General features: G+C 64.6%; 18 protein-coding genes and 1 tRNA gene. 12 read left to right on the top strand and 7 right to left on the bottom strand.

Annotation, left to right across the window (positions count from 1 at the left end; all coding sequences use genetic code 11):
- The first annotated feature begins 14 nt into the window (after positions 1-14).
- Positions 15-800 carry a metal ABC transporter ATP-binding protein gene (locus ACX80Z_RS00985; protein ID WP_026041121.1) on the top strand — a complete coding sequence of 262 codons (786 nt, stop codon included), beginning with the start codon at positions 15-17 and terminating at the stop codon, positions 798-800.
- A 2-nt stretch (positions 801-802) separates the two neighbouring features.
- The gene (locus ACX80Z_RS00980; protein ID WP_019483116.1) at positions 803-1,690 is read left to right on the top strand and encodes a metal ABC transporter permease; all 888 of its coding nucleotides are present in this window, start codon (positions 803-805) and stop codon (positions 1,688-1,690) included.
- Here ACX80Z_RS00980 and ACX80Z_RS00975 read toward each other — a convergent pair.
- Positions 1,687-2,121 (bottom strand): Fur family transcriptional regulator, encoded by a 435-nt coding sequence (locus tag ACX80Z_RS00975; protein WP_019483117.1) that lies wholly within the window; start codon positions 2,119-2,121, stop codon positions 1,687-1,689. The genes ACX80Z_RS00980 and ACX80Z_RS00975 overlap by 4 nt on opposite strands.
- A gap of 111 nt (positions 2,122-2,232) precedes the next feature.
- Between ACX80Z_RS00975 and ACX80Z_RS00970 the strand changes: the two genes are divergently transcribed.
- A complete protein-coding gene (locus tag ACX80Z_RS00970; RefSeq protein WP_459314630.1) occupies positions 2,233-2,892 on the top strand; it encodes an MBL fold metallo-hydrolase in 660 nt (219 codons plus the stop codon).
- Here ACX80Z_RS00970 and ACX80Z_RS00965 read toward each other — a convergent pair.
- The gene (locus tag ACX80Z_RS00965; RefSeq protein WP_459314629.1) at positions 2,839-3,636 is read right to left on the bottom strand and encodes an alpha/beta fold hydrolase; all 798 of its coding nucleotides are present in this window, start codon (positions 3,634-3,636) and stop codon (positions 2,839-2,841) included. The genes ACX80Z_RS00970 and ACX80Z_RS00965 overlap by 54 nt on opposite strands.
- A 73-nt stretch (positions 3,637-3,709) precedes the next feature.
- Between ACX80Z_RS00965 and ACX80Z_RS00960 the strand changes: the two genes are divergently transcribed.
- A complete protein-coding gene (locus ACX80Z_RS00960; RefSeq protein ID WP_459314628.1) occupies positions 3,710-4,408 on the top strand; it encodes a helix-turn-helix transcriptional regulator in 699 nt (232 codons plus the stop codon).
- 65 nt (positions 4,409-4,473) lie between these two features.
- Here ACX80Z_RS00960 and ACX80Z_RS00955 read toward each other — a convergent pair whose 3' ends face one another.
- Both ACX80Z_RS00955 and ACX80Z_RS00950 read right to left on the bottom strand, forming a co-directional pair.
- Positions 4,474-6,132: an alkaline phosphatase D family protein gene (locus tag ACX80Z_RS00955; protein ID WP_459304504.1), complete on the bottom strand. Its 1,659-nt coding sequence runs from the start codon at positions 6,130-6,132 to the stop codon at positions 4,474-4,476.
- 32 nt (positions 6,133-6,164) lie between these two features.
- Positions 6,165-7,259, bottom strand: coding sequence for a PLP-dependent cysteine synthase family protein (locus tag ACX80Z_RS00950; RefSeq protein ID WP_459314627.1), 1,095 nt, complete (start codon positions 7,257-7,259; stop codon positions 6,165-6,167).
- 136 nt (positions 7,260-7,395) lie between these two features.
- Between ACX80Z_RS00950 and ACX80Z_RS00945 the strand changes: the two genes are divergently transcribed.
- Both ACX80Z_RS00945 and ACX80Z_RS00940 read left to right on the top strand, forming a co-directional pair.
- Positions 7,396-8,244, top strand: coding sequence for a sulfurtransferase (locus ACX80Z_RS00945; RefSeq protein WP_116778480.1), 849 nt, complete (start codon positions 7,396-7,398; stop codon positions 8,242-8,244).
- 121 nt (positions 8,245-8,365) lie between these two features.
- A complete protein-coding gene (locus ACX80Z_RS00940; protein ID WP_459314626.1) occupies positions 8,366-8,797 on the top strand; it encodes an HIT family protein in 432 nt (143 codons plus the stop codon).
- Positions 8,798-8,810: 13 nt separating this feature from the next.
- Here the strand turns inward: ACX80Z_RS00940 and hrpA are convergent, their stop codons facing one another.
- The 3 genes from hrpA to ACX80Z_RS00925 all read right to left on the bottom strand — a co-directional run bounded on the left by hrpA (position 8,811) and on the right by ACX80Z_RS00925 (position 14,006).
- A complete protein-coding gene (gene hrpA, locus ACX80Z_RS00935; protein WP_459314625.1) occupies positions 8,811-12,758 on the bottom strand; it encodes an ATP-dependent RNA helicase HrpA in 3,948 nt (1,315 codons plus the stop codon).
- 14 nt (positions 12,759-12,772) lie between these two features.
- Positions 12,773-13,741 carry a helix-turn-helix transcriptional regulator gene (locus tag ACX80Z_RS00930; RefSeq protein WP_459314624.1) on the bottom strand — a complete coding sequence of 323 codons (969 nt, stop codon included), beginning with the start codon at positions 13,739-13,741 and terminating at the stop codon, positions 12,773-12,775.
- A gap of 192 nt (positions 13,742-13,933) precedes the next feature.
- Positions 13,934-14,006 (bottom strand) — tRNA-Arg (locus tag ACX80Z_RS00925).
- Between the two features lie 149 nt (positions 14,007-14,155).
- Here ACX80Z_RS00925 and argS point away from each other — a divergent pair.
- The 6 genes from argS to rho all read left to right on the top strand — a co-directional run bounded on the left by argS (position 14,156) and on the right by rho (position 23,423).
- A complete protein-coding gene (gene argS, locus ACX80Z_RS00920) occupies positions 14,156-15,805 on the top strand; it encodes an arginine--tRNA ligase (RefSeq protein WP_459314622.1) in 1,650 nt (549 codons plus the stop codon).
- A gap of 2 nt (positions 15,806-15,807) precedes the next feature.
- The gene (gene lysA, locus ACX80Z_RS00915) at positions 15,808-17,256 is read left to right on the top strand and encodes a diaminopimelate decarboxylase (RefSeq protein WP_459304499.1); all 1,449 of its coding nucleotides are present in this window, start codon (positions 15,808-15,810) and stop codon (positions 17,254-17,256) included.
- A gap of 49 nt (positions 17,257-17,305) precedes the next feature.
- A complete protein-coding gene (locus tag ACX80Z_RS00910; protein ID WP_019483128.1) occupies positions 17,306-18,625 on the top strand; it encodes a homoserine dehydrogenase in 1,320 nt (439 codons plus the stop codon).
- Entirely contained in the window at positions 18,626-19,753 is a 1,128-nt protein-coding gene (thrC, locus tag ACX80Z_RS00905; protein ID WP_019483129.1) for a threonine synthase, read from the top strand.
- Complete coding sequence (gene thrB / locus ACX80Z_RS00900) at positions 19,746-20,750, top strand: homoserine kinase (RefSeq protein WP_459314621.1); 1,005 nt, start codon at positions 19,746-19,748, stop codon at positions 20,748-20,750. Before thrC ends, thrB begins: the two co-directional genes overlap by 8 nt.
- A 360-nt stretch (positions 20,751-21,110) precedes the next feature.
- The gene (gene rho, locus ACX80Z_RS00895) at positions 21,111-23,423 is read left to right on the top strand and encodes a transcription termination factor Rho (protein ID WP_459314620.1); all 2,313 of its coding nucleotides are present in this window, start codon (positions 21,111-21,113) and stop codon (positions 23,421-23,423) included.
- The last annotated feature ends 103 nt before the right edge of the window (positions 23,424-23,526 follow it).

Here is a 23,526-nt window from a genome sequence, read left to right as displayed (position 1 = left end):
CGGAAACAGAACCTATGGTTCGGCTCCGATCGGCGTCGCTCTCCTTCGGCGACCGTGTCCTCTGGCAGAATCTTGACCTCGATATCGGTAAGGGCGAGTTTTTCGCTGTCCTCGGCCCCAACGGTTCAGGGAAAACCAGTCTCCTGAAGGTCCTCCTGGGCCTTCAGCAGCTTGACTCTGGCTCGGCGACCGTCAACGGCTCGGCGGTGCGTCGCGGCAGCCGCGACATTGGGTACATCCCCCAACAGAAGTCCTTTCCGCCGGAAACCCCGCTGCGGGCCCGTGACCTGGTGGGCCTCGGCGTCGACGGTCACCGGTGGGGGCTCAGATGGAGGGGCCGGGACTACAACGCCACGGTCGATGCCCTGCTGGAAAAGGTGGGTGCCTCCTCCTATGCCGACGCGCCTGTCGGGCGGCTTTCCGGGGGAGAGCAACAGCGGCTGCGCGCAGCCCAGGCCCTCGCGACCAATCCGCAGGTGCTTCTCTGCGATGAACCGCTGCTCTCCCTTGATCTCCACCACCAGCAGGCAGTGAGCGGATTGATCAACTCGCAGTGCCGGGTCAACGAGTCGGCAGTGGTTTTCGTGACGCATGAGATCAACCCGATCATCGACTACGTCGACCGGGTGCTATATCTTGCCGAAGGCCAGTTCAGGGTCGGCGCACCGCACGAGGTAATGACCAGTGAAGTGTTGTCCGAGCTCTACAAAAGCAATGTCGAGGTCCTGCACAGCAAGGGCCGGATCATCGTCGTCGGGCTGCCCGATGACACCACCCACCATCACGCGGAAGGACACTGACAGTGGACCTGCAGGAGATCCTGACCGCAATCTTCAACTTCGACAACTACTCGGATCTGCTTCCTCTGGTGCAGAACTCGCTCTGGGCGGGCGCAGTGCTGGGGCTTCTCGGCGGGTTGATCGGCACGTTCGTGATGATGCGCGATCTCGCCTTCGCCGTCCACGGCATCGCCGAGCTGTCGTTTGCGGGCGCAGCGTTTGCCCTCCTCATCGGGGCGAATGTGATCTACGGATCCCTGGTGGGTTCAGTGCTCGCAGCGGTGGTCCTCGGCGTCATGGGGATCAGGGCGAGGGACCGGAACTCGATCATCGGTGTGATTATGCCCTTCGGTCTCGGCCTGGGCATCCTGTTCCTGGCGCTGTACGAAGGCCGCGCTGCCAACAAGTTTGGCCTGCTGACTGGGCAGATTGTCTCGGTCGATGATGTCCAGCTGTCCCTGCTGGCGGGTTGCGCAGTGGCGGTGATGGTGGCGCTGCTCGCCATTTGGCGGCCGCTCACCTTTGCCAGCGCCGACGCCGACCTCGCCGAGGCTCGCGGCGTGCCGGTGCGGGGGCTCTCCATCATGTTCATGTTCCTGCTGGGCGTGTCGGTTGCGCTGTCCATTCAGGTGGTGGGAGCGCTGCTCGTCCTGGCCCTGCTCATCACCCCGGCAGCAGCGGCGCTGAAGGTGACGTCGTCGCCACGAATCGTGGTGTTGCTCAGCGTGATTTTTGCCTGTGTGTCAGTGGTCGGCGGGATCCTCCTGGCCCTGGGTGGCCGGATCCCCATCAGTCCCTACGTGACCACAATTTCCTTCGTGATCTACCTCGTCTGCCGGGGAATTAGCTGGCAGCGCGGAAGACGCACCGCCTCGACCACTTCAACACCAGCAGTGGTGCGCCCGGCCTAACCCGCAGCCCCGGCAGTGCAGGCCGGGCAGAGGCCGTAAATTTCAACGGTGTGGGCCACCTCGGTGTAGCCATACTCTTCAGCAATCCGTGCAGCCCATTTCTCAACGGCTGGCGCTTCGATCTCGACAGCGCGCCCGCAACTCCGGCAGAGCAAATGGTGATGGTGATGCGGGGCGTCGCACCGGCGATAGACGGCTTCGCCTTCGCCGTTGCGCAGCACGTCAACCAACCCGTCTTCGGACATCGACTGGAGAATCCGGTAGGTGGTGGCCAGTGACACCGCGTTGCCTGCCTCGTGCAGGCGCCGGTGAAGCTCCTGGGTGCTGACGAAATCGTCGAGCTTATCCAGCGCCGCGCTTACCGCCAGCCGCTGCTTGGTGACCCGTTGTTCCGGTCCCTTGCGTGCTGTCGGTTCTGCTGTTGGTGGCACTGACGGATCGCCTCCTGACGGCTCGGGTGTTACTGACTGTCGCGAATAAGGTTACCAGCGCTCAGCTGCCGGTCCTGTTGCTGCCGGGGTGGTCGGCGGTAGGCTGACGCGATGAAGCTCACCAAATTCACTCATGCCTGTGTCCGGTTGGAGAAAGACGGTGCCGTGCTCGTGATCGACCCGGGAACATTCTCGGAGGCCGAGACGGCACTGGCGGGGGCACACGCGGTGCTGATCACCCATCAGCATGCCGACCACTTCGACGAGGAGAAGGTGGTGGCGGCGTTGCAACTGGACCAGTCACTGCTGATCTATGCACCAACGAAGGTGGCCGGGATGTTGGCCGAGCGGCTCGACGCCGGTGGCCTGGACCGGGTGCATACGGCCGAGCCCGAGCAGCGGTACAGTGTTGCAGGTTTTGAGGTGCAGACCTTCGGTGGTCAGCATGCGCTGATCCACCCGCATATTCCGATGGTGGCCAATATTGGGTACCTCATCGACGGTTCTCTCTACCACCCGGGCGATTCATTCATAGTCCCGCATGGCGTTGACGTGTCGACGGTTCTGGTGCCGGTGCACGCGCCGTGGTCCAAGACAGCCGAAGTGATCGATTTCGTCACTTCAGTGCGGGCGGCCCGGGCATTCCAGATCCACGATGCGCTCCTCAACGAAACCGGTCTGCAGCTGGTCGAAGGCCATCTGGCGCGGATCGGAGGCCTATATGGCACCGAGTTCCGTCATCTTGCCCCCGGTGAGAGCGTGACGATCTAGGGCAGCGTCGGGTTGAGAAGCCGCTGACTGAATGGCCCTGGCGAGATCGCGGGGACGGCTCCACATAGGCCAATGCCCCGTCGGAAGGTCAATGACGTCGAGGTGCTCGATGGTCGGGACTTCGGCAAACATGGGATGGCCCGCGCGGGCAAGCTCGAGCACCTGCGCGCTCGGGATCGAGCAGCACACCAGGGTGGTCCGGACCTTGCGGCGAGCATCATTCGTGAGATCGACGGGCTGACGAAGCACGGGGCCGGGTTCGGGGACGGCCCGGGCCCGGAAACGCTCGAGGACCTCTGCGCTCAGGCCCTCGAGACTCGCCTGCTGTGCGAGGACGTCGAGGGGTGGCAGCGGAAGTTCCTTCAACTCCCCGGGGAGGTCTGGGGCGAAGGCGGTTCCCGTCGCCACAGGGCCGGAGTCGACCCACACCACTCGATGAACCAACTCAGGGTGTCGGTCAAGGACGAGGCTGACGGGGGCGTTCGCCCCACTGTGAGCGACGAGAGTTGCGGGCTGATCCTCGGAAATCCCGAGTTGGGTGATGACATCCAGGACCGCTGCGGCCTGATCGTCGAGAGTCTTCGCCGCACGCTCGGGATCGTCCCCGTCAAGACCGGGCAGTGTCACCGCGATTGCACGAAAGTGGTCGGTGGTCAGGTGTTCAAGGACTTCATCCCACGCCCAGGCCCCCAGCCAGTGGCCGGCGATGAGAATGATGATCGGATTGCTTGTAGTAGTTGACATGCCACAACCCTCGCAGGCACCCAAGACAACGGTGTGTCACTATTTATGTCAAGAATTTGTCGGATGCTGAACTGTGAAACGAGTCGAACGGCTCCATGCATTATCCGAGATGTTGCGCCGCAGCGGTGCGCGCGGCGTTTCCGCTGAGCGGTTGGCGAGAGAGTTTGAGGTATCCGTGCGCACCATCAAGAGAGACCTCGATGCGTTAGAGAACAGCGGTGCGCCGATATGGTCCCGCCCAGGTCCGGGCGGTGGCTACGGATTGGCTGTAGAAGGATCCCTGCCGCCGGTCAGCCTGTCCCCAGCCCAGGCCGTGGCCCTCATGGCAGCCGTATCCGCTGCAGCCGATGCCCCCTACGCCGATCTGGCGGCAGCAGGTATCCAGAAGATTATGGACGTCCTCGATCCTAAAACCCGAGCCCGAGTCGACGAACTCGCTCACCGCGTCTGGGTCAACGCGCTTCCCTCCTCTTCGCGGGCAACCAAGTCGGCGCTGGAGGAGGCGATGGCCGAGCAGCGGGTACTCCGCATTTCCTACACATCGGGAGACGAGACCACGACCACCCGCGACGTTGAGCCAGTGCTGTTCGCCGCCACGAACGGCCAGTGGTACCTGGTGGGGTGGTGCCGACTGCGCAACGCAATGCGATGGTTCACCGTGTCTCGCATCGAACGAGCCAGCGTAACCAGGACGGCTTGCGTCGGCCATACCATCCACGAGGTCGGAGAACCCCCAGCGAACGCCAGACCGGTGCACGCTCGGAGCGGGTGAGTCACCCAATCAGCCGCTCCGGTCAGTACATCCAACGCAGTGACGGATTCAAACCGCGTGATGAGCTAGTTCCGCGGTGAGACGGTCACCGTGGAGACCTCTTCCAACCGGGGTGAGAGGTGGTCGCCGTCGACCACCACCCCGCGCTCCCACCAGAACCGCAGACCAGCTGGGCCGTCTTCGAGGCCGGCCAGATTGTTGTCGAACCAGGGGCCTTTCAGCCCGGACCACCGGAAGGGCGGACTCGGCACCTTCGCCGACCGGGCCACCAGTGCCCCCACCGGGCTTGCGACGCCGTAGGACAGGATGGCGGTAGCAAAACGCATGGCGCGGGGGAGCGGGTTGCGGATCGGCGAACAGACCGCCTGGATGATCCGGCTCCCCGAGGTGCGCTCCACCTCGGAGACATACGAGAAGTGCACGTCCCCCGACAGGAAGGTGACGGTTTCGGGTGCCTTGCCACGCTTCCCATCTGCCACCTCAACCGCCATCGTCGCCACCTGTCGGAAGCTTCGCTGGAACGCACCCCAGTGCTCCAGATCCACAGTGCGCCGCATCTTTTCGCCGATCTTCGCCCCAAACCTGCCCCAGGCGCCGTCGGCGAGTGCCTCGTTCCAGGCTTCGATGTGGTGCAAACCCGCAGGGAGCAGGAACGGCAGCGAGGTGGCGATCAGCAGATGCCGGAAGCCGCCCTGCATTTGTCCATCCAGCCACTTCATTTCCCGGTCGTCGAGGATTGACCGCTGGGCGGGGTCGAGTACCCGGCCTGCACGGGAGTCCAGGACCACCAGTCGGACGTCACCAATTTCCCTGGCAAAGCTCCACCGGTAGGTGGACGGCTCCTGATTGGCACGGTCAGCGAACTGGTCCAGCACGTTGCTGATGTCCAGTTCCGTCTCGCCGTCGTGCGAGCTGATCAACTGCCAGATCTCGTCCTGGTCCCGGTGCTCGGGTGAAAGATTGCCCAGGTGCTGGTGCACCCAGTAGGAAGCCAGCCCCGAGACGATCCGGCCCTGCCACCAGGAGGTAGCCTCCATCGCGTGCTTCCAGGCCAGGGAGGTGTTCCAGTCGTCCCGAATGTCGTGGTCGTCGAAAATCATTGCGCTGGGCAGGGTGGACAGGAGCCAGCGGTTGGCGTCGTCGGACCACGCCAGGTTGTACAGGTGGGCGTACTCCTCATAGTCCTTGAGCTCCTCCCCGGGCTCCTCGTCAATGTCCCGGCGCGCCCTAATGAACTCCTGCATCGCGTCGCTCGTCACATCCGCGTACACCTGGTCGCCCAGGAACACCACCAGATCGGGCCAGGCGACGTCGTCCACTCCCGCGGCCATCTGCAGGGCGTAGGCACGCATCGAATCGACACCGTGTTTACTGTTTCCCGCTTCGTTGTGGGGGACACTGGTCCGGCACGAACCGAACGCCATTTTGATGGGCTTATCAGGGGTCAGCGTCGCAATCATTGACGGCGGGTACGCTGACCCTTCCACGGGCCACACCTGCTCCCCATCAATCGACACCGTGTAGGCGGTGACGCTTCCCGGTTCCAGACCGTTAGCCTCCACCAGGGCGTAGTGGTGGCCATGCACACCGAACGTCCGGGCAGTCCAGGACTGGTCACCGGCCGTCACCGTGACCCGTGCAGCCTGGCGGGTTTCCACCCAGATGCTGGCCGAGGTCAGATCGACGTAGCGCATCATGGGGCCAAGTACCAGGGAATCAGTCATTATTCAGTTCTACCCGGTTCCCGAGACCGCCGCTATCTGGCAGGTTCACCGGGCCAACTCCCGGTGACAAAGAAGCGCTCCAGCACTGCCAGGTAGGGGGCTGGATCCAGGTCCCGCGCTGCCAGCCAGGCGTCGTCGTCGTAGGACCCGGTGTATCTGGTGCCGGCGTCGCACATCAGCGAGACAATACTGCCGCGGCGACCCTGGCCGACCATGTCCGCGATCAGCCCCCAGACTCCCCACAGGTTGGTGCCGGTTGACGGGCCCGCATGCAGTCCGGTGAGCTGGCGTAGGTGGCGCATCGCCGCGACCGACGCGGCGTCGGGGACCTGAATCATGTGGTCAATGACGCCGGGTACAAAACTTGGTTCCAGCCGCGGCCGTCCGATGCCCTCAATCCGGGAAGGACTCCCCGCCGCCGCGGTGCCGGGGGTACGCCAGGCCGGAAAAAAGGCCGAGTTCTCCGGGTCGACCACGGCCAGCCGGGTGTGGTGGCGCTGGTACCTGATGTAACGCCCGATGGTGGCGCTGGTGCCGCCCGTCCCGGCGCCCACCACGATCCAGTCGGGAACCGGATGCTGCTCCAGGGCCAGCTGCCCGAAAATCGACTCGGCGATGTTGTTGTTGCCACGCCAGTCCGTTGCCCGCTCAGCGTAGGTGAATTGATCCATGTAGTGGCCGCCAGTCGTGGCGGCAAGGCCTGCTGCGGCGGCGTAAACCTCGGAGGCGTGGTCAACGAAGTGGCAGGCGCCGCCATACTGTTCGATCTGGTCGATCTTTTCCTTGCTCGTGGTGCGGGTCATCACAGCGATGAACGGCAGGTCCAGAAGTTGCGCGAAGTACGCTTCGGAAACCGCCGTCGACCCGCTGGACGCCTCAACGACCGTCGTATGCTCGTTGATCCAGCCGTTGACCAGTCCGAACAGGAAGAGCGACCGAGCCAATCGGTGTTTGAGGCTGCCTGTCCGGTGGGTCGACTCGTCCTTCAGGAACAGGTCGACTCCCCAGTGTTCAGGCAGGGGGACCGCGTAGAGATGGGTGTCGGCTGACCGGTTGTTTTCAGCCTCGATCCGGCGGATGGCCTCAGCAGCCCAGGACCGGTTGGAGAGGGGGCTCAGGATGTTCACTGGTTCAGCCTACCGGGCCGCCCAACGGAGGGGCGGAAAGTCGTTGACGGCGAGATTGGAGTACCGGCCCGGGCTGTGGTGGACTGGATTGCATCAGGTCCGGCAGTGTTGCCGGTCACATTAAAAGGAGATCTTGATGAAGACTCTGATGGACGTGCAGACCCTGCGGGACCGGATGACCTCCGGCCTGCAGACGGTTCTGCTGGATGTCCGCTGGGCGTTGGGCGATCCCCACGGCCACGGTCATTACCAATCAGCCCACATCCCCGGCGCCGTGTACGTTGACCTCGAAGCCACACTGAGCGGTGAACCGTCGGCGCGGGAGGGCAGGCACCCGCTGCCTGGCCTTGAGCAACTGCAGGAAGCCGCCCGGCAGTGGGGCATCAACGACGGCGACGTGGTGGTGGCCTATGACAATTCAGGCAATACCTCCGCCGCCCGGCTCTGGTGGTTGCTGCGGTGGGCGGGTCTCGACACGGTACAGCTGCTCGACGGTGGCCTCGCCGCCTGGGTCGACGCCGGGTACGAGACTGAAGGGGGCGAGGAACAGCACTGCCTCGGCGAGGTGGAGCTGGGCCTCGACGAAGAGGGCGGCAGTGGTGCAATGCCCGTCACCGACATCGATGGTGTGCAGGGCATCGCCGAGCACGGTGTGCTGCTGGACGCGCGTGCCGGAGAGCGTTTCCGCGGCGAGGTGGAACCACTCGACCCCAAAGCCGGCCACATTCCGGGTGCGGTGAGTGCGCCCACCAGCGAGAATCTTGCCCCCGACCAGAGGTTCAAGACACCCGCCGATCTGCGCCGGCGCTTCGAAGCCTTTGGCGTCAACGACGCCGTCGACGTCGCAGTGTACTGCGGATCGGGCATTACCGCCGCCCACCAGATCGCTGCCCTGGAAATCGCTGGCTACCCGGCGGCGCTTTATCCGGGGTCCTGGTCCCAATGGTCATCCCGCTCGGACCTGCCGGTCGCCACCGGCGCCTAACCCGACCACCCACCCCGACCATCGGGTCAACACATCCCACCATCGAGTCAACACAAAGAGCCGATTTTCGACGTGAAACCCGTTATCTGTGTTGACTCGATCCGGAACTGAAGGAGTTTGCATGAGTACCCTGTTCACCAAGATCATCGACGGCGACATTCCGGGGCGCTTCGTCTGGAAGGACGACGACGTCGTCGCGTTCCTCACGATCGCTCCGCTCACCGACGGGCATACCCTGGTGCTGCCCCGTCAGGAGGTGGCGCACTGGGTGGAGGCGGAACCTGAGCTGCTGGGCAAGGTGATGGCGGTCGCCCAGACCATCGCGAAGGCGCAAACCACCGCGTTCTCGGCGAAACGGGTGGGAGTGCTGATAGAGGGGTACGAGGTACCGCACCTGCACGTCCATGTCTGGCCGACGCAGAGCGCCAGCGACTTCGACGTTCACGCGGTCGACCACAACCCGGATCCGGCCCGGCTCGACGCCAACGCTGACGCGCTGCGGGGAGCCCTACGGTCGGCCGGGCACGGCGAGCACGTACCAACCGACGGATAGCGGCAGCCTTTAGCTACCCGGTCGAGCCCACCCCGGTGCGCTGCGCGGCCATGGCCTCGCCGATGGCCGCACGGATCCGCTTCTCCGAAACGGTGTACGCGGTGCCGAGCTCCTGCGCGAACAGACTGATTCTCAGTTCCTCGAGCATCCAGCGCACCCGCAGCAACGCGGGAGGCGTCTTCCGGCCAGTGGGAACGAGGGCGGCGACGGCGTCGTCGTACTCGTCCTCCAGGCGTTGGACCACAGCCGTGCCCAGCGAATCGCGCTGCACGTTGCCGGCCAGCTTGGCGACCCGGGTCTCAATGCCGGTCAGGTAGCGGGGCAGGTGACTGAGCTGGGTGTAGCCGGTTTTCGCCACGAACCCCGGGTAGACGAGCTGTTCCAGCTGACTCCGGACGTCGTTCAGCGCGGTGATCAGGGCGAGGCTGGTGGAGCCCTTGAGTTGCTTCTCGATCCGGCGGGTGCTGGACAGGATCCTTTCAACCGTGGCGGTGACAGTGAAGACCGTGTCGATGAGTTCGGCCCGCACGGTTTCGTAAAGGGAGTTGAACTCGGCCTCGGTCCAGGGCAGTGCCTCGGGGGTCAGCTTGTCGACCGCCGCGAGTGTACAGTCCTCGATCAGTCCCGCAACGCTGCCATGCGGGTTCTGGCTGAAAGTGAGCTTCTCGGCGTTGCTGAGATGCTCCAACACATACTTGGCGGGGCTGGGAACGCGCACCACGAGGAGTCGGATCACTCCGTCGCGCATCGACGCACCCTGCTCGGCCGGGTTGGGGAAGACGGCGAGTCCGGCCGCGGTACCCTCGTCGGTCAACGCCGGGTAGCCCGTCACCGTGTGTCCGTTCACCAGCCGGGTCACCTGCCGGGGAAGGTCGCCAAACGTCCACGACGTCAGGCCGGACCGCTCGGTGATCCCGATGCCCACGGGATGGGCTGGCTGGGACTTCGCCGGTTGGGACTTTGCTGCTGACGTCGCGCGGGCGGGTGCCTTTGTCGGCCGGGTGGTAGCGGGTGTGGCACCGAGGGATTCGGCAATCGCGCGGCGTGTCTGCGGCGCCAGTCGTTCCTGCAGGGCGGCAAGGTCGGTCCCCTCGTCGAGGATCTTGCCCTGGCCGTCAATCACCTGGAAGCTCATCAGGAGGTGTTCGGGAAGGACGCTCCGGTTCCACGACCCGGGGGCAATGACGTGGCCCTTCAACCGGCGGAGTACCAGTTCCAGGGACTCCTCAAGGTCGTCGCGTGCCGGGTCGAAGTCGGTGTGCAGCGCAGCGACGGCGCTGCGCGCCACATCGGGGGCGGGGATGAAGTTCTTGCGGACCTGCTTGGGTAGCGACTTGATCAGGGCTGTCACCAGTTCCACCCGGAGCCCCGGAATCTGCCAGTGGAACGGCCGGGCGTCGAGTTGGTTCAGGAACACCACGGGAATTTGCACCGTCACGCCGTCGGACGCGCCCTGCACACCGGGGGAGAACTCATAGCTCAGCGGCAGTTCGAAGCTTCCCTGGTGCCAGATTTTGGGGAACGCTGATTCGTCCAGGTCGCTGTTTTCGGCGAGCAGGTCACCGCGCAGGAAGTCGAGCAGGTCCGGCTGGCGGTGACGGGTGTCCTTCCACCAGGAATCGAAGTGCCGCTCGGACACCACCTCGGGCCCTACGCGGGCGTCATAGAACTCGAAGAGGGTCTCGTCGTCGACCATCAGGTCGCGGCGGCGCAACCGGTTTTCCAGTTCCTCAATCTCAGCGAGGCGTGCCTTGTTGCGGTGGAAAAATTTGTGGTGGGTTTTCCAGTCGCCCTCGACCAGGGCATGCCTGATGAACATGTCGCGGGCAACCTCGCGGTCGATCCGCCCATAGTTGACCCGGCGCTGCGGGATGATCGGGACGCCATACAGGGTGACCTTCTCATGGGCCATCACCGCCCCCATCTTCCGGGACCAGTGCGGCTCGCTGTAGCTGCGCTTCACCAGGTGCGGCGCCACGTCTTCGGCCCAGAGGGGGTCGAATTTGGCGGCCACCCGCGCCCAGAGCCGTGAGGTCTCGACCAGTTCGGCCGCCATCACCCAGTCGGGCGACTTTTTGAACAAGGCGCTGCCGGGGAACACAGCGAACCGGGTACCCCGCGCACCGGCATACTCACGCTTGCGCTGATCGTAGAGGCCGATGTGGCTGAGCAGGCCCGCGAGCAGGCTGATATGGATTGCGGTGTCGTTGCCCACCGGATCGACGGGGTCGGGCGAGAGGGTGATCCCCAGCGGTTTGGCCAACTGGCGAAGCTGGGCGAACAGGTCCTGCCACTCGCGGACCCGCAGATAGTTGATGAATTCGTTGCGGCACAGTTTGCGGAACTGGGTCGACGACAGTTCCTTCTGCTGTTCCTGCAGGTACCGCCACAGGTTCAGGTATCCGGTGAAGTCCGAATTCTCGTCGAGGAACCGTTTGTGCATTGCTGTCGCGGTTTGCAGCTTGGCGCCCTGATCGGCCTGTGGACGCTCACGCGGATCCTGGATGGTCAGGGCCGCGGCAAGGACCATTACTTCCTTGGCGCAGCCACGCTGGCCGGCCTCCACGATCATGCGGCCCAGCCGCGGGTCAACCGGCAGTTGGGCGAGTTTCCGGCCAACTGCCGAGATGCCTCCCGAAGCCTCCAGCGCACCGAGCTCCTTCAGGAGCGTGACGCCGTCGTTGATCGCCTTCGAGTCCGGAGGCTCAACAAAGGGGAAGTCGGCGACATCCTTCGGCCCACGGGTGACGCCCATGGCGGTCATCTGCAAGATGACAGCCGCCAGGTTGGTACGCAGGATCTCGGGGTCGGTGAACGGGCGGCGGGCCTCGAAGTCCTCCTGCGAATAGAGGCGGATGGCGATGCCATCCGAAACCCTGCCGCAGCGGCCCGAGCGCTGGTTGGCGGAAGCCTGGGATACCCGCTCGATCGGGAGCCGCTGCACCTTGGTGCGGTGAGAGTACCGCGAAATCCTGGCGGTACCCGTATCAATCACGTACTTGATCCCGGGAACGGTCAGGGAGGTTTCAGCAACGTTGGTGGCGAGGATGATCCTGCGTCCCGGGCCGGAAGGCTTGAAGACCCGGTGCTGTTCCTGCAGCGACAATCTGGCGAACAACGGCAGGATGTCGGTGCCCTTCAGCCGTGGGTTGACCTGCACCCGGGCGCGGAGGGCATCGGCGGCGTCACGGATCTCGCGCTCGCCGGAGAAAAACACCAGGATGTCGCCGGGTGCTTCCCGAGCCAGCTCGTCGACGGCGTCGCACACGGCGTCAAGGGGGTCGCGGTCCTCCTCCTGATCGCCCGGGTCGGCGCTGTCGTCAGCCTCACCGGCCGGCTGGGTCAACGGGCGGTACCGGATTTCCACCGGGTAGGTCCGTCCGGAAACCTCGATGATCGGTGCAGGCTGCTTGACGCTGACGGCCTCGTCGGCCGCGAAGTGCGCGGCGAAGCGTTCAGGGTCGATGGTGGCCGAGGTGATGATGAGCTTCAGGTCGGGTCGCTGCGGGAGGATCCGCTTCAGATACCCGAGGATGAAGTCGATGTTGAGGCTGCGCTCATGGGCCTCGTCGATGATGATGGTGCTGTACTTTTTCAGCAGCCGGTCGTGCTGGATTTCCGCCAGCAGGATGCCATCGGTCATCAACTTGATCTTGGTGCTGCGGCTGACCTCGCCGGTAAACCGCACCTGGAAGCCCACTTCGGCCCCCACCTTGACGTCCAACTCCTCGGCAATACGTTCCGCAACGGTGCGGGCGGCGAGGCGTCGTGGCTGGGTGTGCCCGATCAGGCCGTTTTCGGCGAGTCCCAGTTCCACACACATTTTCGGAATCTGGGTGGTTTTGCCGGAGCCGGTCTCGCCAGCAATGATCGTCACCTGGTTCGCGGCGATCGCGGCCATAATGTCAGCGCGTCGCTCGGAAACCGGCAGTTCAGGGGGATAGGAGATAGTCAGTGCCATGATTGGTTCCAATTCTAGGCGGTAGGACTATCTCCCGATGCCCTGGTCAACCGGGCCGCCGCCAACCGGGCCCGCTCACGCATTTGCGGCGGTTCCAGGATCTCGAACTCGAGCTCCAGTGCCACCAGATGCATCAGCGGCCAGTCGAGCGAGTCGAAGCCGGCCCTCATCAGGGTGTGCTCCTCGCCGTCGCTCTGGAGTTCGGCGGTATCCGGGGACACCTTTTGTGACACCTCGTTGATGTTGCCGGTCAGCCGCACGACGACGTCGTACTGGTAAGGGAAACGCGTAATTGACTGCTGCACATACAGGGCGAGATCACGGGCCGGGAGTGGGCGCGGGGTGAAGCGCTCCCGCTGCGCCGGAACGCTTTGACACCGGTCCACCCGGAACGTCCGCCAATCCTCACGCATCGTGTCCCAGGCCACCAGGTACCAGCGTCTACCGGTGTCCACGAGTCGGTAGGGCTCAACGAGTCGCCGGGAAGACTCGCCATCCTGGCGGGAGTACCGGAACACCACGGTGCGTCGTTCGGTGATGGCTGAGGACAGGGCGGTGAGGATCTCGGGCCGGACCGGTGTGCTCACCGCCGCCATCCTGGTGACGGCGCTTCGCAGCCCGGCGAACCGCGGTCGGAGTCGGCTGGGGAGTACCTGCTCCAGCTTGGTGAGCGCCCGCACCGATGCCTCGCCGATTCCGGCGACGGGGCTAGCCGTGACGGCACTGAGGCCGAGGGCGACGGCGAGTGCCTCGTCGTCGTCGAGCAACAACGGAGGCAGCTGCGCGCCAGCGCCCAACTGGTAGCCCCCGGCGACGCCGGGCGAGGCATGGATGGGATAGCCCAGGGTGCGGAGCTTGCCGATGTCCCGTCGGACGGTGCGCTCGGTCACGTCCATCCGGTCCGCCAGTGCTGAGCCGGTCCACTCGCGGCGCAGCTGAAGCAGGGAAAGCAAGTGGAGCAGCCGTGCCGAAGTTTCCAACATGGCTCCAAAATACTCCTCAACCAGGTCAGTAGCTGTCCTGAATCGCCCCTATTTCAGCCGAAGACAGCAGCAACGAATCGACCGGGCAGCTTCGGGGGTGCGGGGGCAGTGCAGTGCTGGAGTCTCACGGCCAGACCTGGCCGGTTAAAGCAGTCAACCCCCAGATTTCGGTGAAATCTGGGGGTTGTTCTGTGCCCTCGATAGGATTCGAACCTACGACCTTCTGCGCCGGAGGCAGACGCTCTATCCCCTGAGCTACGAAGGCGGGACGCCGGTCAGACCGGCCCCGAAATGGGACTCACTGAGCTTATCAGGGAAGCACCCCTGGACGAAAACCCCTGGCCCGCCCTCGTGTGGTGGGCGCCGCTGCGTCACAGAAATGGCCGCAGCGGCGTGCGCCGTTATGCTGGATGGGTGACTCCTGAAGAACTATCTGCTGCCATTTCCGCATGCCTGAAAGACGCCGTCGCCGCGGGCGAATTCGACGTCGAGCTTCCCTCTGAGGTGCGGGTGGAGCGACCACGGAGCCGGGAACACGGAGACTGGGCCACCAATATTGCCCTGCAGCTGTCCAAGCAGGCGGGGATGAACCCGCGCGAGTTCGCCCAGCTCCTCAGCGGACGGCTGGAACAGCTCGACGGCGTCAAGACCGTAGCGATCGCCGGTCCAGGCTTCCTGAACATCACCCTCGATGCCGCCGCCGCAGGTGAACTGGCCCGCTCAATCGTCGACGCCGGGTCCGGCTATGGCACCAGCGGGCTCATGGCCGGCACCAAGATCAACCTCGAGTTCGTGTCGGCCAACCCCACCGGACCCATCCACCTGGGCGGCACCCGCTGGGCCGCCGTCGGCGACGCGCTTGCCCGCCTGTTCCAGTCCCAGGGCGCCGCGGTGACCCGCGAGTACTATTTCAACGACCACGGCGCCCAGGTGGAACGGTTCGCCCGCTCGCTGTGGGCCAGCGCCAAGGGCGAGCCATCACCCGAGGACGGGTACGGCGGCGCCTACATCGATGACATCGCTGCCCGGGTCCTGGTGCTCGATCCAGCCATCCTCGACCTAGAGCAGGACGATTCGGTCGAGCGGTTCCGTGAGCTCGGGGTCGACCTGATGTTTGGCGACATCAAAAAGTCGCTGCACGACTTCGGTGTCGATTTCGACGTCTACTTCCACGAGCACTCCCTTTTCCAGGACGGATTCGTCGAAGGCCTGCTGGAGAAACTGAAAACCTCGGGCAACCTGTTCCTCGAGGACGGGGCCTGGTGGTTACGGTCCACCGAGTTCGGCGACGATAAGGACAGGGTGGTCATCAAATCGGACGGCGCCCCCGCCTACATCGCCGGCGACATTGGTTACTTCGTCAATAAGCGCCGCCGCGGCTTCGACCTGAACATCATCATGCTCGGCGCCGACCACCACGGGTATGTGGCCCGGCTCAAGGCAGCAGCAGCCGCGCTCGGTGATGACCCGGACACCGTCGAGGTGCTGATTGGGCAGATGGTCAACCTGATGAAGGACGGCGTCCCCGTCAGGATGTCCAAGCGCGCCGGCACCGTCGTCACGCTCGAGGACCTGGTCGACGCCGTAGGGGTCGACGCCGCCCGCTACACCCTGGCCCGCTTCTCGGCGGATTCGAACATCGACATCGACCTTGACCTTCTGACCCGGCGCACCAACGACAACCCGGTCTTCTATGTCCAGTACGCTCACGCCCGGACCCACGCGGTGGAGCGCAACGCGGCCGCGGCAGGGGTGGATACGAGCGCGTTCGACGCCTCCGAACTCAGCCACCCCACCGAGGGCGAACTGCTGGCGGCGCTCGGCCAGTTCCCCGGCATGGTGGCCCAGGCCGCAGCCTTCCGCGAACCGCACCGGGTGGCACGCCACATCGAGGTCATCGCGGGCACCTACCACCGCTGGTACGACGCCTGCCGCATCGCGCCGCTCGGCGATGAGCCGGTCACCGACCTGCACCGCACCAGGCTGTGGCTGAACAACGCCACCCAGCAGGTGCTCGCCAACGGCCTGGGGCTGCTTGGCGTATCGGCACCGGAGCGGATGTGACGATGGGAAACGGACCTGAAGTGAACCTGAATAACGCCTCACCGCTGGCCCCCGGCTGGCTCAGCTACCCCGACAACATCAACCGGCTGAACCCCGCCCTGTGGGCTCACGACGTCGACCGCGCCGGTGACGAGCTCACCATCAGTGGCCTGAGGGTCAGTGATCTCGCCGAGCAGTTCGGCACGCCGCTGTTCGTCGTGTCCGAAGACGATTTCCGGACCCGCGCCCGGAGCTTCAAGGACGCGTTCGACGCCGCGTTTGCCGACCTCTGCGGGGGAGTAGACGTCTACTACGCGGGGAAATCGTTCCTCTGCACAGAAATAGCGCACTGGGTGGCTGAAGAGGGCCTACGCCTTGACACCTGCTCGGGCGGGGAGCTTGCCATCGCCATGCGCGCGGGAATTCCCGGTGAACATCTCGGCCTGCACGGGAACAACAAGTCCGACGCCGAACTGGGCCGTGCGCTTGACCTGAAGCTGGGGCGCATCGTGGTGGACAGCCTCCCCGAACTCGAACGGGTGGCAGCCCTCGCCGCCGCCCGCGGCACCACCGCCAACGTGATGCTCCGGCTGACCCCCGGTGTCCACGCCTCCACCCACGAGTTCATTGCAACCGCCCACGAGGACCAGAAATTTGGGCTGTCACTGGCCGACGGCGAGTCCTCACCCGCAGCTCAGGCCGTCGCCGCGGCGCTGGGCCACGAAACGGTCAACCTGCTCGGCGTCCACTGCCACATCGGGTCACAGATTTTCGAGCCTGAGGGTTTCGAACTCGCGGCACGCAGATTGCTCGCTTTCCTGGCGGACGTTCGGGACCGCCACGGCGTGGAGCTGCCCGAACTGGACCTCGGGGGCGGCTATGGGATTGCCTACATCGAAACCGACAAACCACGCCCACCGGCAGAGATCGCCGTGGCGATGGCCGACGTCGTGCGTTCCACCTGCGCCAAACTGGGACTGCGCGTCCCACGGATTTCCATTGAGCCGGGTCGCGCGATCGTAGGTTCAACAACGTTCACCCTGTACACCGTGGGGACGACCAAAACCGTGAGGGTCGACGTCGAGGGTGGCGACACTGCGCCCCGGCGTTATGTGTCGGTGGACGGTGGGATGAGCGACAACCCCCGCCCGGTCCTCTACGACGCCGACTACTCGGCGGTCCTGGCCTCCCGCTCGTCGGATGCCTCCGGTGTGCTGTCCCGCGTGGTCGGAATGCACTGCGAGAGCGGCGACATTGTGGTCAGGGATGTTTACCTCCCCGTGGACACCGATGCCGGTGACCTGGTGGCTGTGCCGGGCACCGGCGCTTACTGCTGGGCGCTGTCCAGCAACTACAACTGGGTGGCCCGCCCGCCAGTGATAGCAGTCCGGAACGGCCAGGCCAGACTGATTGTGCGCGGCGAAACCGAGGACGACATCCTGGCCCGCGACATCCCCCGCACCACCAACTGATTGCAGGAGCGACACTATTTCATCTGATACAGCTTCGAACACCGACTCCATGTCGACACTTCGGATCGCCTTGCTGGGCTGCGGCAACGTGGGATCCCAGGTGGCGCGCATCCTGCTCGAGGACGCCGACGCGCTGGCAGCGCGTACCGGCGCCCGGCTTGAATTGACCGGAATTGCAGTGCGCAGCATTGACGCACCCCGCGACGTCGACCTGCCGCGCGAACTTTTCACCACCGACGCCGAGTCACTGGTCGAGGGCGTCGACATTGTGATCGAGCTGATGGGTGGAATTGAACCCGCCCGGTCCCTGATCCTGCGGTCGATCGAACACGGCGCCACGGTGGTCAGCGGCAACAAGGCGCTGCTCGCCCTCGACGGGCCCACCCTCTACGAGAAGGCCGACGCCGCAAGGGTCCAGCTTTCCTACGAGGCGGCGGTCGCTGGTGCGATCCCCATTCTGCGGCCCATCCGGGACAGCCTGTCCGGTGACCGCATCACCCGTGTACTGGGCATCGTCAACGGCACCACCAACTTCATCCTTGACCAGATGGACACCACCGGCGCCCAGTTCGACGATGCCCTGGCCGAAGCACAGCGCCTGGGGTATGCCGAGGCTGACCCGACTGCCGATGTGGAGGGTCACGACGCCGCGGCCAAGGGCGCCATTCTCGCGTCCCTGTCCTTCCACACCCGATTTGCCCTGGAAGACGTCTACTGCGAAGGCATCACCAAGGTGACCGCCGCGGATATCGCCGCAGCCAAGGACGCCGGGTTTGTCATCAAGTTGCTGGCCATCGCCGAGTTGCTGCCGAGGGACGACGCCGACGGCGCTGGCACCGAGGGCGTCAGCGTCAGGGTGCACCCGACCCTGCTGCCCCGCGATCATCCGCTGGCCGCAGTCCATGGTGCCTTCAATGCGGTGTTCATCGAGGCCGAGAACGCGGGCGAACTGATGTTCTACGGACAGGGGGCCGGTGGTACCCCCACCGCGTCCGCGGTGCTGGGCGACGTTGTCAGCGCTGCGCGCCGCCTGGTGTTGGGCGGTCCCGGCCGGACCGAAACCACCACCGGCCATGTCCCGTCCATGAATATCGACGCAGTCCGCACGAGCTACTCCATCGGGCTCGACGTCGCTGACCAGCCAGGAGTCCTGGCGCGGATCGCACAGTTGTTCGCCGAGCAGGGCGTGTCCATTGAAACCCTGCGGCAGAGCATCCATCCCGCGGATGACCCTGGCCAGGCGACGGCTGAACTTCGCATCGTCACCCACCGCGCTACCGAAGCGGCCCTCGCCGCAACAGTTGAACAGATCCAGCACCTCGCCGTGATCAACTCGGTGACCAGTGTCCTTCGAGTGGAAGGAGCCTAAGTGGCTCACCAATGGCGCGGCGTTATCCGCGAATATGCAGATCGTTTGCCCGTGACAGAATCCACCCAGGTCATCACCCTCGGCGAGGGTGGGACACCGTTGGTCCCGGCCAAGGCGCTATCCGAACTGACCGGGTCGCAGGTGTTCCTCAAGGTGGAGGGAATGAATCCCACCGGCTCCTTCAAGGACCGCGGAATGACCATGGCCATTACCGCTGCGATTGAATCCGGGGCCAAGGCCGTGGTCTGCGCCTCCACCGGAAACACCTCCGCCTCGGCTGCGGCCTACGCCACCCAGGCGGGCATCACCTGTGCAGTGCTGGTTCCGGACGGCAAGATTTCCATGGGCAAACTGAGCCAGGCCATCGCCCACGGCGCTGAACTGCTGCAGGTCAACGGCAACTTCGACAACTGCCTCGATGTCGCTCGTAAGCTTGCCGAGGCGTACCCGGTGTTCCTCGTCAACTCGGTCAATCCCGCGCGTATCGAAGGCCAGAAGACCGCAGCCTTCGAGGTGGTCGACGTCCTGGGTGACGCCCCCGACTATCATCTGCTCCCGGTCGGCAACGCCGGCAATATCACTGCCTACTGGAAGGGCTACAAGGAATACTCCGAGCCCTACGCCAACCCGCACCTGGTCGGTGACAGCACAGTGCTCGCCCCGGTCGCCACCAAGCGTCCGGTGATGTGGGGCTTCCAGGCAGAGGGCGCCTCGCCGTTGGTCAAGGGCCACCCGGTGACCGAGCCGGACACGATCGCGACGGCCATCCGGATCGGCAACCCGGCCTCCTGGGACCAGGCGATTGCAGCGCGCGACGAGTCCGGTGGGCTGATTGAAGCCGTCACCGACGAGGAAATCCTCGAAGCGCACCGCTGGCTGTCGGCACGAGAGGGAGTCTTCGTGGAACCGGCATCGGCGGCCGGTGTTGCTGGCCTGCTGAAAAAGCATGCGGCAGGGTTGGCGCCGGTGGGTAAGACCATCGTGATCACAGTGACTGGTCATGGCCTCAAGGACCCCCAGTGGGCGTTGAAAGCTGCCGACGGGTCCGACGTCGAGCCCACCAAAGTGGATTTCGACGTCGTCAGCGTCGCGACAGCGTTGGGCCTTGAGGATACTGCGGGTGAGTGAACGGGTGTCCTCGCCAGCGGCCGAACGGTGGGGCACCGGCACCAGGATGGTGGCGGCGGGCCAGGCGGCAACGATCAGCGTCCCCGCGACGAGCGCCAACCTGGGGCCGGGATTCGACACCCTTGGCCTTGCCGTTTCGCTGTTCGACACTGTCACGGTGCGGACCACCACCAGCGGCACCGTCACCGTCACCGTGACCGGCGAGGGCGCAGGGGATCTCCCCGGCGATGAAACCCATCTGGTGGCCCGCACGCTGCTCGAGACGCTCGAACGCTCAGGCTTCGGCTGCCCGGGGCTCGAGTTGGAGACGCAGAACCTGATCCCGCACGGCAGGGGGCTCGGGTCGTCGGCCGCAGCGATCGTCTCGGCCGTGCTGGCCGCCAATTTCCTCCTGCCTGACGCCGACAGGATGGACTCGGCTGGGCTGCTCCAGCTGTGCTCGACCCTTGAGGGCCACCCCGACAACGTGGCGCCTGCCCTGCTGGGTGCGTTGGCCATCTCCTGGGAAACCGGAAGGGTCTTCCGCAGTACCCGGGTGCCGGTGCACCCCTCAATCATTCCGATAGCCGCCGTTCCTGCCACCAGCCTCTCGACTGAGACGGCGCGGGCGCTGCTCCCGACGTCTGTCTCGCATTCAAGTGCCTCCTCGAACGCGGGCCGTGCGGCGCTTCTGGTGCACGCCTTGTCCCGGGAGCCCGAATTCCTGCTGGATGCCACCCAGGATGCGCTGCACCAGGATTTCCGTGCCCAGGCAATGCTGCCCAGCGCCACTCTGATGCGGCAACTGCGGGCGCAGGGGTTTCCGGCAGTGATTTCCGGGGCAGGCCCAACGGTGATGACCTTCGCAACCAGCGACGCCGAGGCCAGGACCGTTGAACAGCTCATCCATTCGCTGACCGACGAGTCAATCAACGAGAATTCCTCGACCGAGTGGCGCGTCCTAAAGCTGACCGTGGCCCCCGAGGGTGCTAAACTGGTGGTGCACCAACGGAAATGAGCTGTGACCCATCTCAACTGTCGTTACTGTTTCAAACAGTCGCACTGTGGCAGGATGGTTTACTGTTCAGCTGAGTGCTTCTGCTGATCTGGCCGTCATTTTCTTTTGACCGCCGCAAAGCTGCATGGTTATCAGCAGTCGCATCACCTCCGGTGTAACCTCCCACGAATGACAGAGTGCCAGCGGTTTGAAGATAAACCGACAGCCTACTTACTTCTGAAGGTTCCCAGCACGCACGGCCAGGTCGGACTCTTCCGGCAGGACCGAACCCTTTCCGACCAGAATGTATGACGGCGGCGGGGCTAACCAAACGCGGTCCACTTCAGAGTTGGACCGCCCGACGAGGGGGAAGGATCCTTCGTGACTGAAACCACTGACCTGTTATCAGGTGTGGACACATCAAACGCCGGCACAGCCGACGCTCCCGCTTCCAAAAGCTCCGGCCTTGCCGGGCTGAAGCTCGCCCAGCTCCAGGCTCTCGCCGGTCAGTTGGGCATCACCGGCGGTTCCAGGATGCGCAAAGGCGACCTGGTATCGGCCATCTCAGATCATCAGCGTGGTTCTGCGGTAGCGGATCGTCCCAAGGACGCCGCCCCGACAGAGGGGAACGGTGCCACACAATCGGAAGCCAGCCAGTCAAACGGCTCCGCCCGGTCATCGCGCCGTTCATCCAGCCGTGCCACCAGCAGCGACGCTGATACTGCAGCCGAGCCGGCACAGGATAGCGACGGCGCTGCAGCAGAGCAGACGGAGCGTCCATCGCGCACCCGGAACCGGAACCGGCGTGCCGGATCTGACGGAGTCGTGAGCCTGCCCGCCGCCGAGGCAACCCAGGCTGATGCGTCTGCCGCCTCAACCGGCGACGATGCGCAGACCGCAGACGGCTCCAACAGCCGTGACAACGGCGGCCGTGACACCAACGGCCGTGAGAACACTGGCCGCGATAGCGGTGGCGAACGAGGCCGTGGCCGCGCTCCCCGGGAAAACCGGCGTGGACGTCGCGGCGAAGAGCGAACCGACAGCACCACGACCGAGTCTTCCGAAACGTCGTCGTCGGATGATTCCTCGCGAGGAACTGACCGTAACAACGCTGACCGGAACAACGCTGACCGGAACAATGCTGACCGGAGCGCCCAGGGCACCGGAGAGTCGAATGACTCCAACGACCAGAGCGAGTCGAACGGCCGCACTGACCGTGGCGGACGCAACCGCAACGATAACCGGAACGACAACCGGAACGACGGCAACGACAACCGGACCAACAACCGGAATGACGGCAACGAGAACCGGGAAGACGACGGGCGTGGGCGCAACCGCAACCGCCGCAACCGGAACTCCCGCGATGACAGCGGAAACGATCGCAACAACAACGATCGCGGTAACAGTAATGACCGCGGTAACAGCAATGATCGTGGCAACGATCGCGGCAACCGCTTCCGCGACCGCAACGACCGGAACGATCGTCGTCGGAACCGCAACCAGAACCCCGAGGTCGACGACGTCGAGGTCACCGAGGACGACGTCCTGCTGCCCGTCGCGGGCATCCTGGACGTCCTGGAAAACTACGCGTTCGTGCGGACCTCCGGCTACCTGCCCGGTCCCAACGACGTCTATGTTTCCCTCGCCCAGGTCAAGAAGCACAACCTGCGCAAGGGCGACGCAGTGGTGGGTGCCATCCGCGCCCCCCGCGACGGCGAGAACCAGAACAACACCCGGCAGAAGTTCAATGCGCTGATCCGCGTGACCTCGGTCAACGGCAAGCCAGCCGAGGAACTCAAGGACCGCGTCGAGTTCGCCAAGCTGGTGCCGCTGTACCCGACCGAACGCCTGCGTCTCGAGACCGAGGCCAAGAAGATCGGCCCCCGCGTCATCGACCTGGTTGCGCCCATCGGTAAGGGCCAGCGTGGCTTGATCGTTTCCCCGCCCAAGGCGGGCAAGACGCTCATCCTGCAGGCTATCGCCAACGCGATCACCATCAACAATCCCGAGGTTCACCTCATGATGGTGTTGGTCGACGAACGGCCCGAGGAAGTCACCGATATGCAGCGCACGGTGAAGGGTGAGGTCATTGCCTCGACCTTCGACCGTCCTGCCGATGACCACACCACCGTCGCCGAACTCTCAATCGAGCGCGCCAAGCGCCTGGTCGAGATGGGAATGGACGTTGTGGTGCTCCTCGACTCCATGACCCGCCTGGGTCGTGCCTACAACCTGGCTGCGCCAGCCTCGGGACGTATCCTCTCCGGTGGCGTCGACTCGGCAGCGCTCTACCCGCCGAAGCGTTTCTTCGGTGCCGCGCGCAATATCGAGAACGGTGGCTCGCTCACCATTCTCGCCACTGCACTCGTGGAGACCGGATCCAAGATGGACGAGGTCATCTTCGAGGAGTTCAAGGGCACCGGCAACATGGAATTGCGCCTGTCCCGGAACCTCGCTGACAAGCGGATCTTCCCAGCGGTGGACGTCAACGCGTCCGGTACCCGTCGCGAAGAGAAGCTGCTGTCCCCGGACGAGGTCAAGATCATGTGGAAGCTGCGCCGGGTCCTTTCCGGACTGGGCGAACAGCAGTCACTTGAATTGCTGACCAACAAGATCCGGGAGACGCAGTCGAACGTCGAGTTCCTGATGCAGGTCCAGAAGACCACATTGGGTTCCAAGAACGACGACGACTAGCAAGCTACCCGCCGCCCACGCCCTACCGGTTCACCGGACGGTGCGTGGGCGGCTGTGCTTAACCAACCGAGTCAACAGAAATGACGGGTAAACCGCCCGAAAT

It is taken from the genome of Arthrobacter sp. TMT4-20 (genome assembly GCF_054510775.1).
The sequence above is the reverse complement of the archived record's forward strand: the minus strand, read 5'-3'. Positions and strand labels throughout refer to the sequence as shown.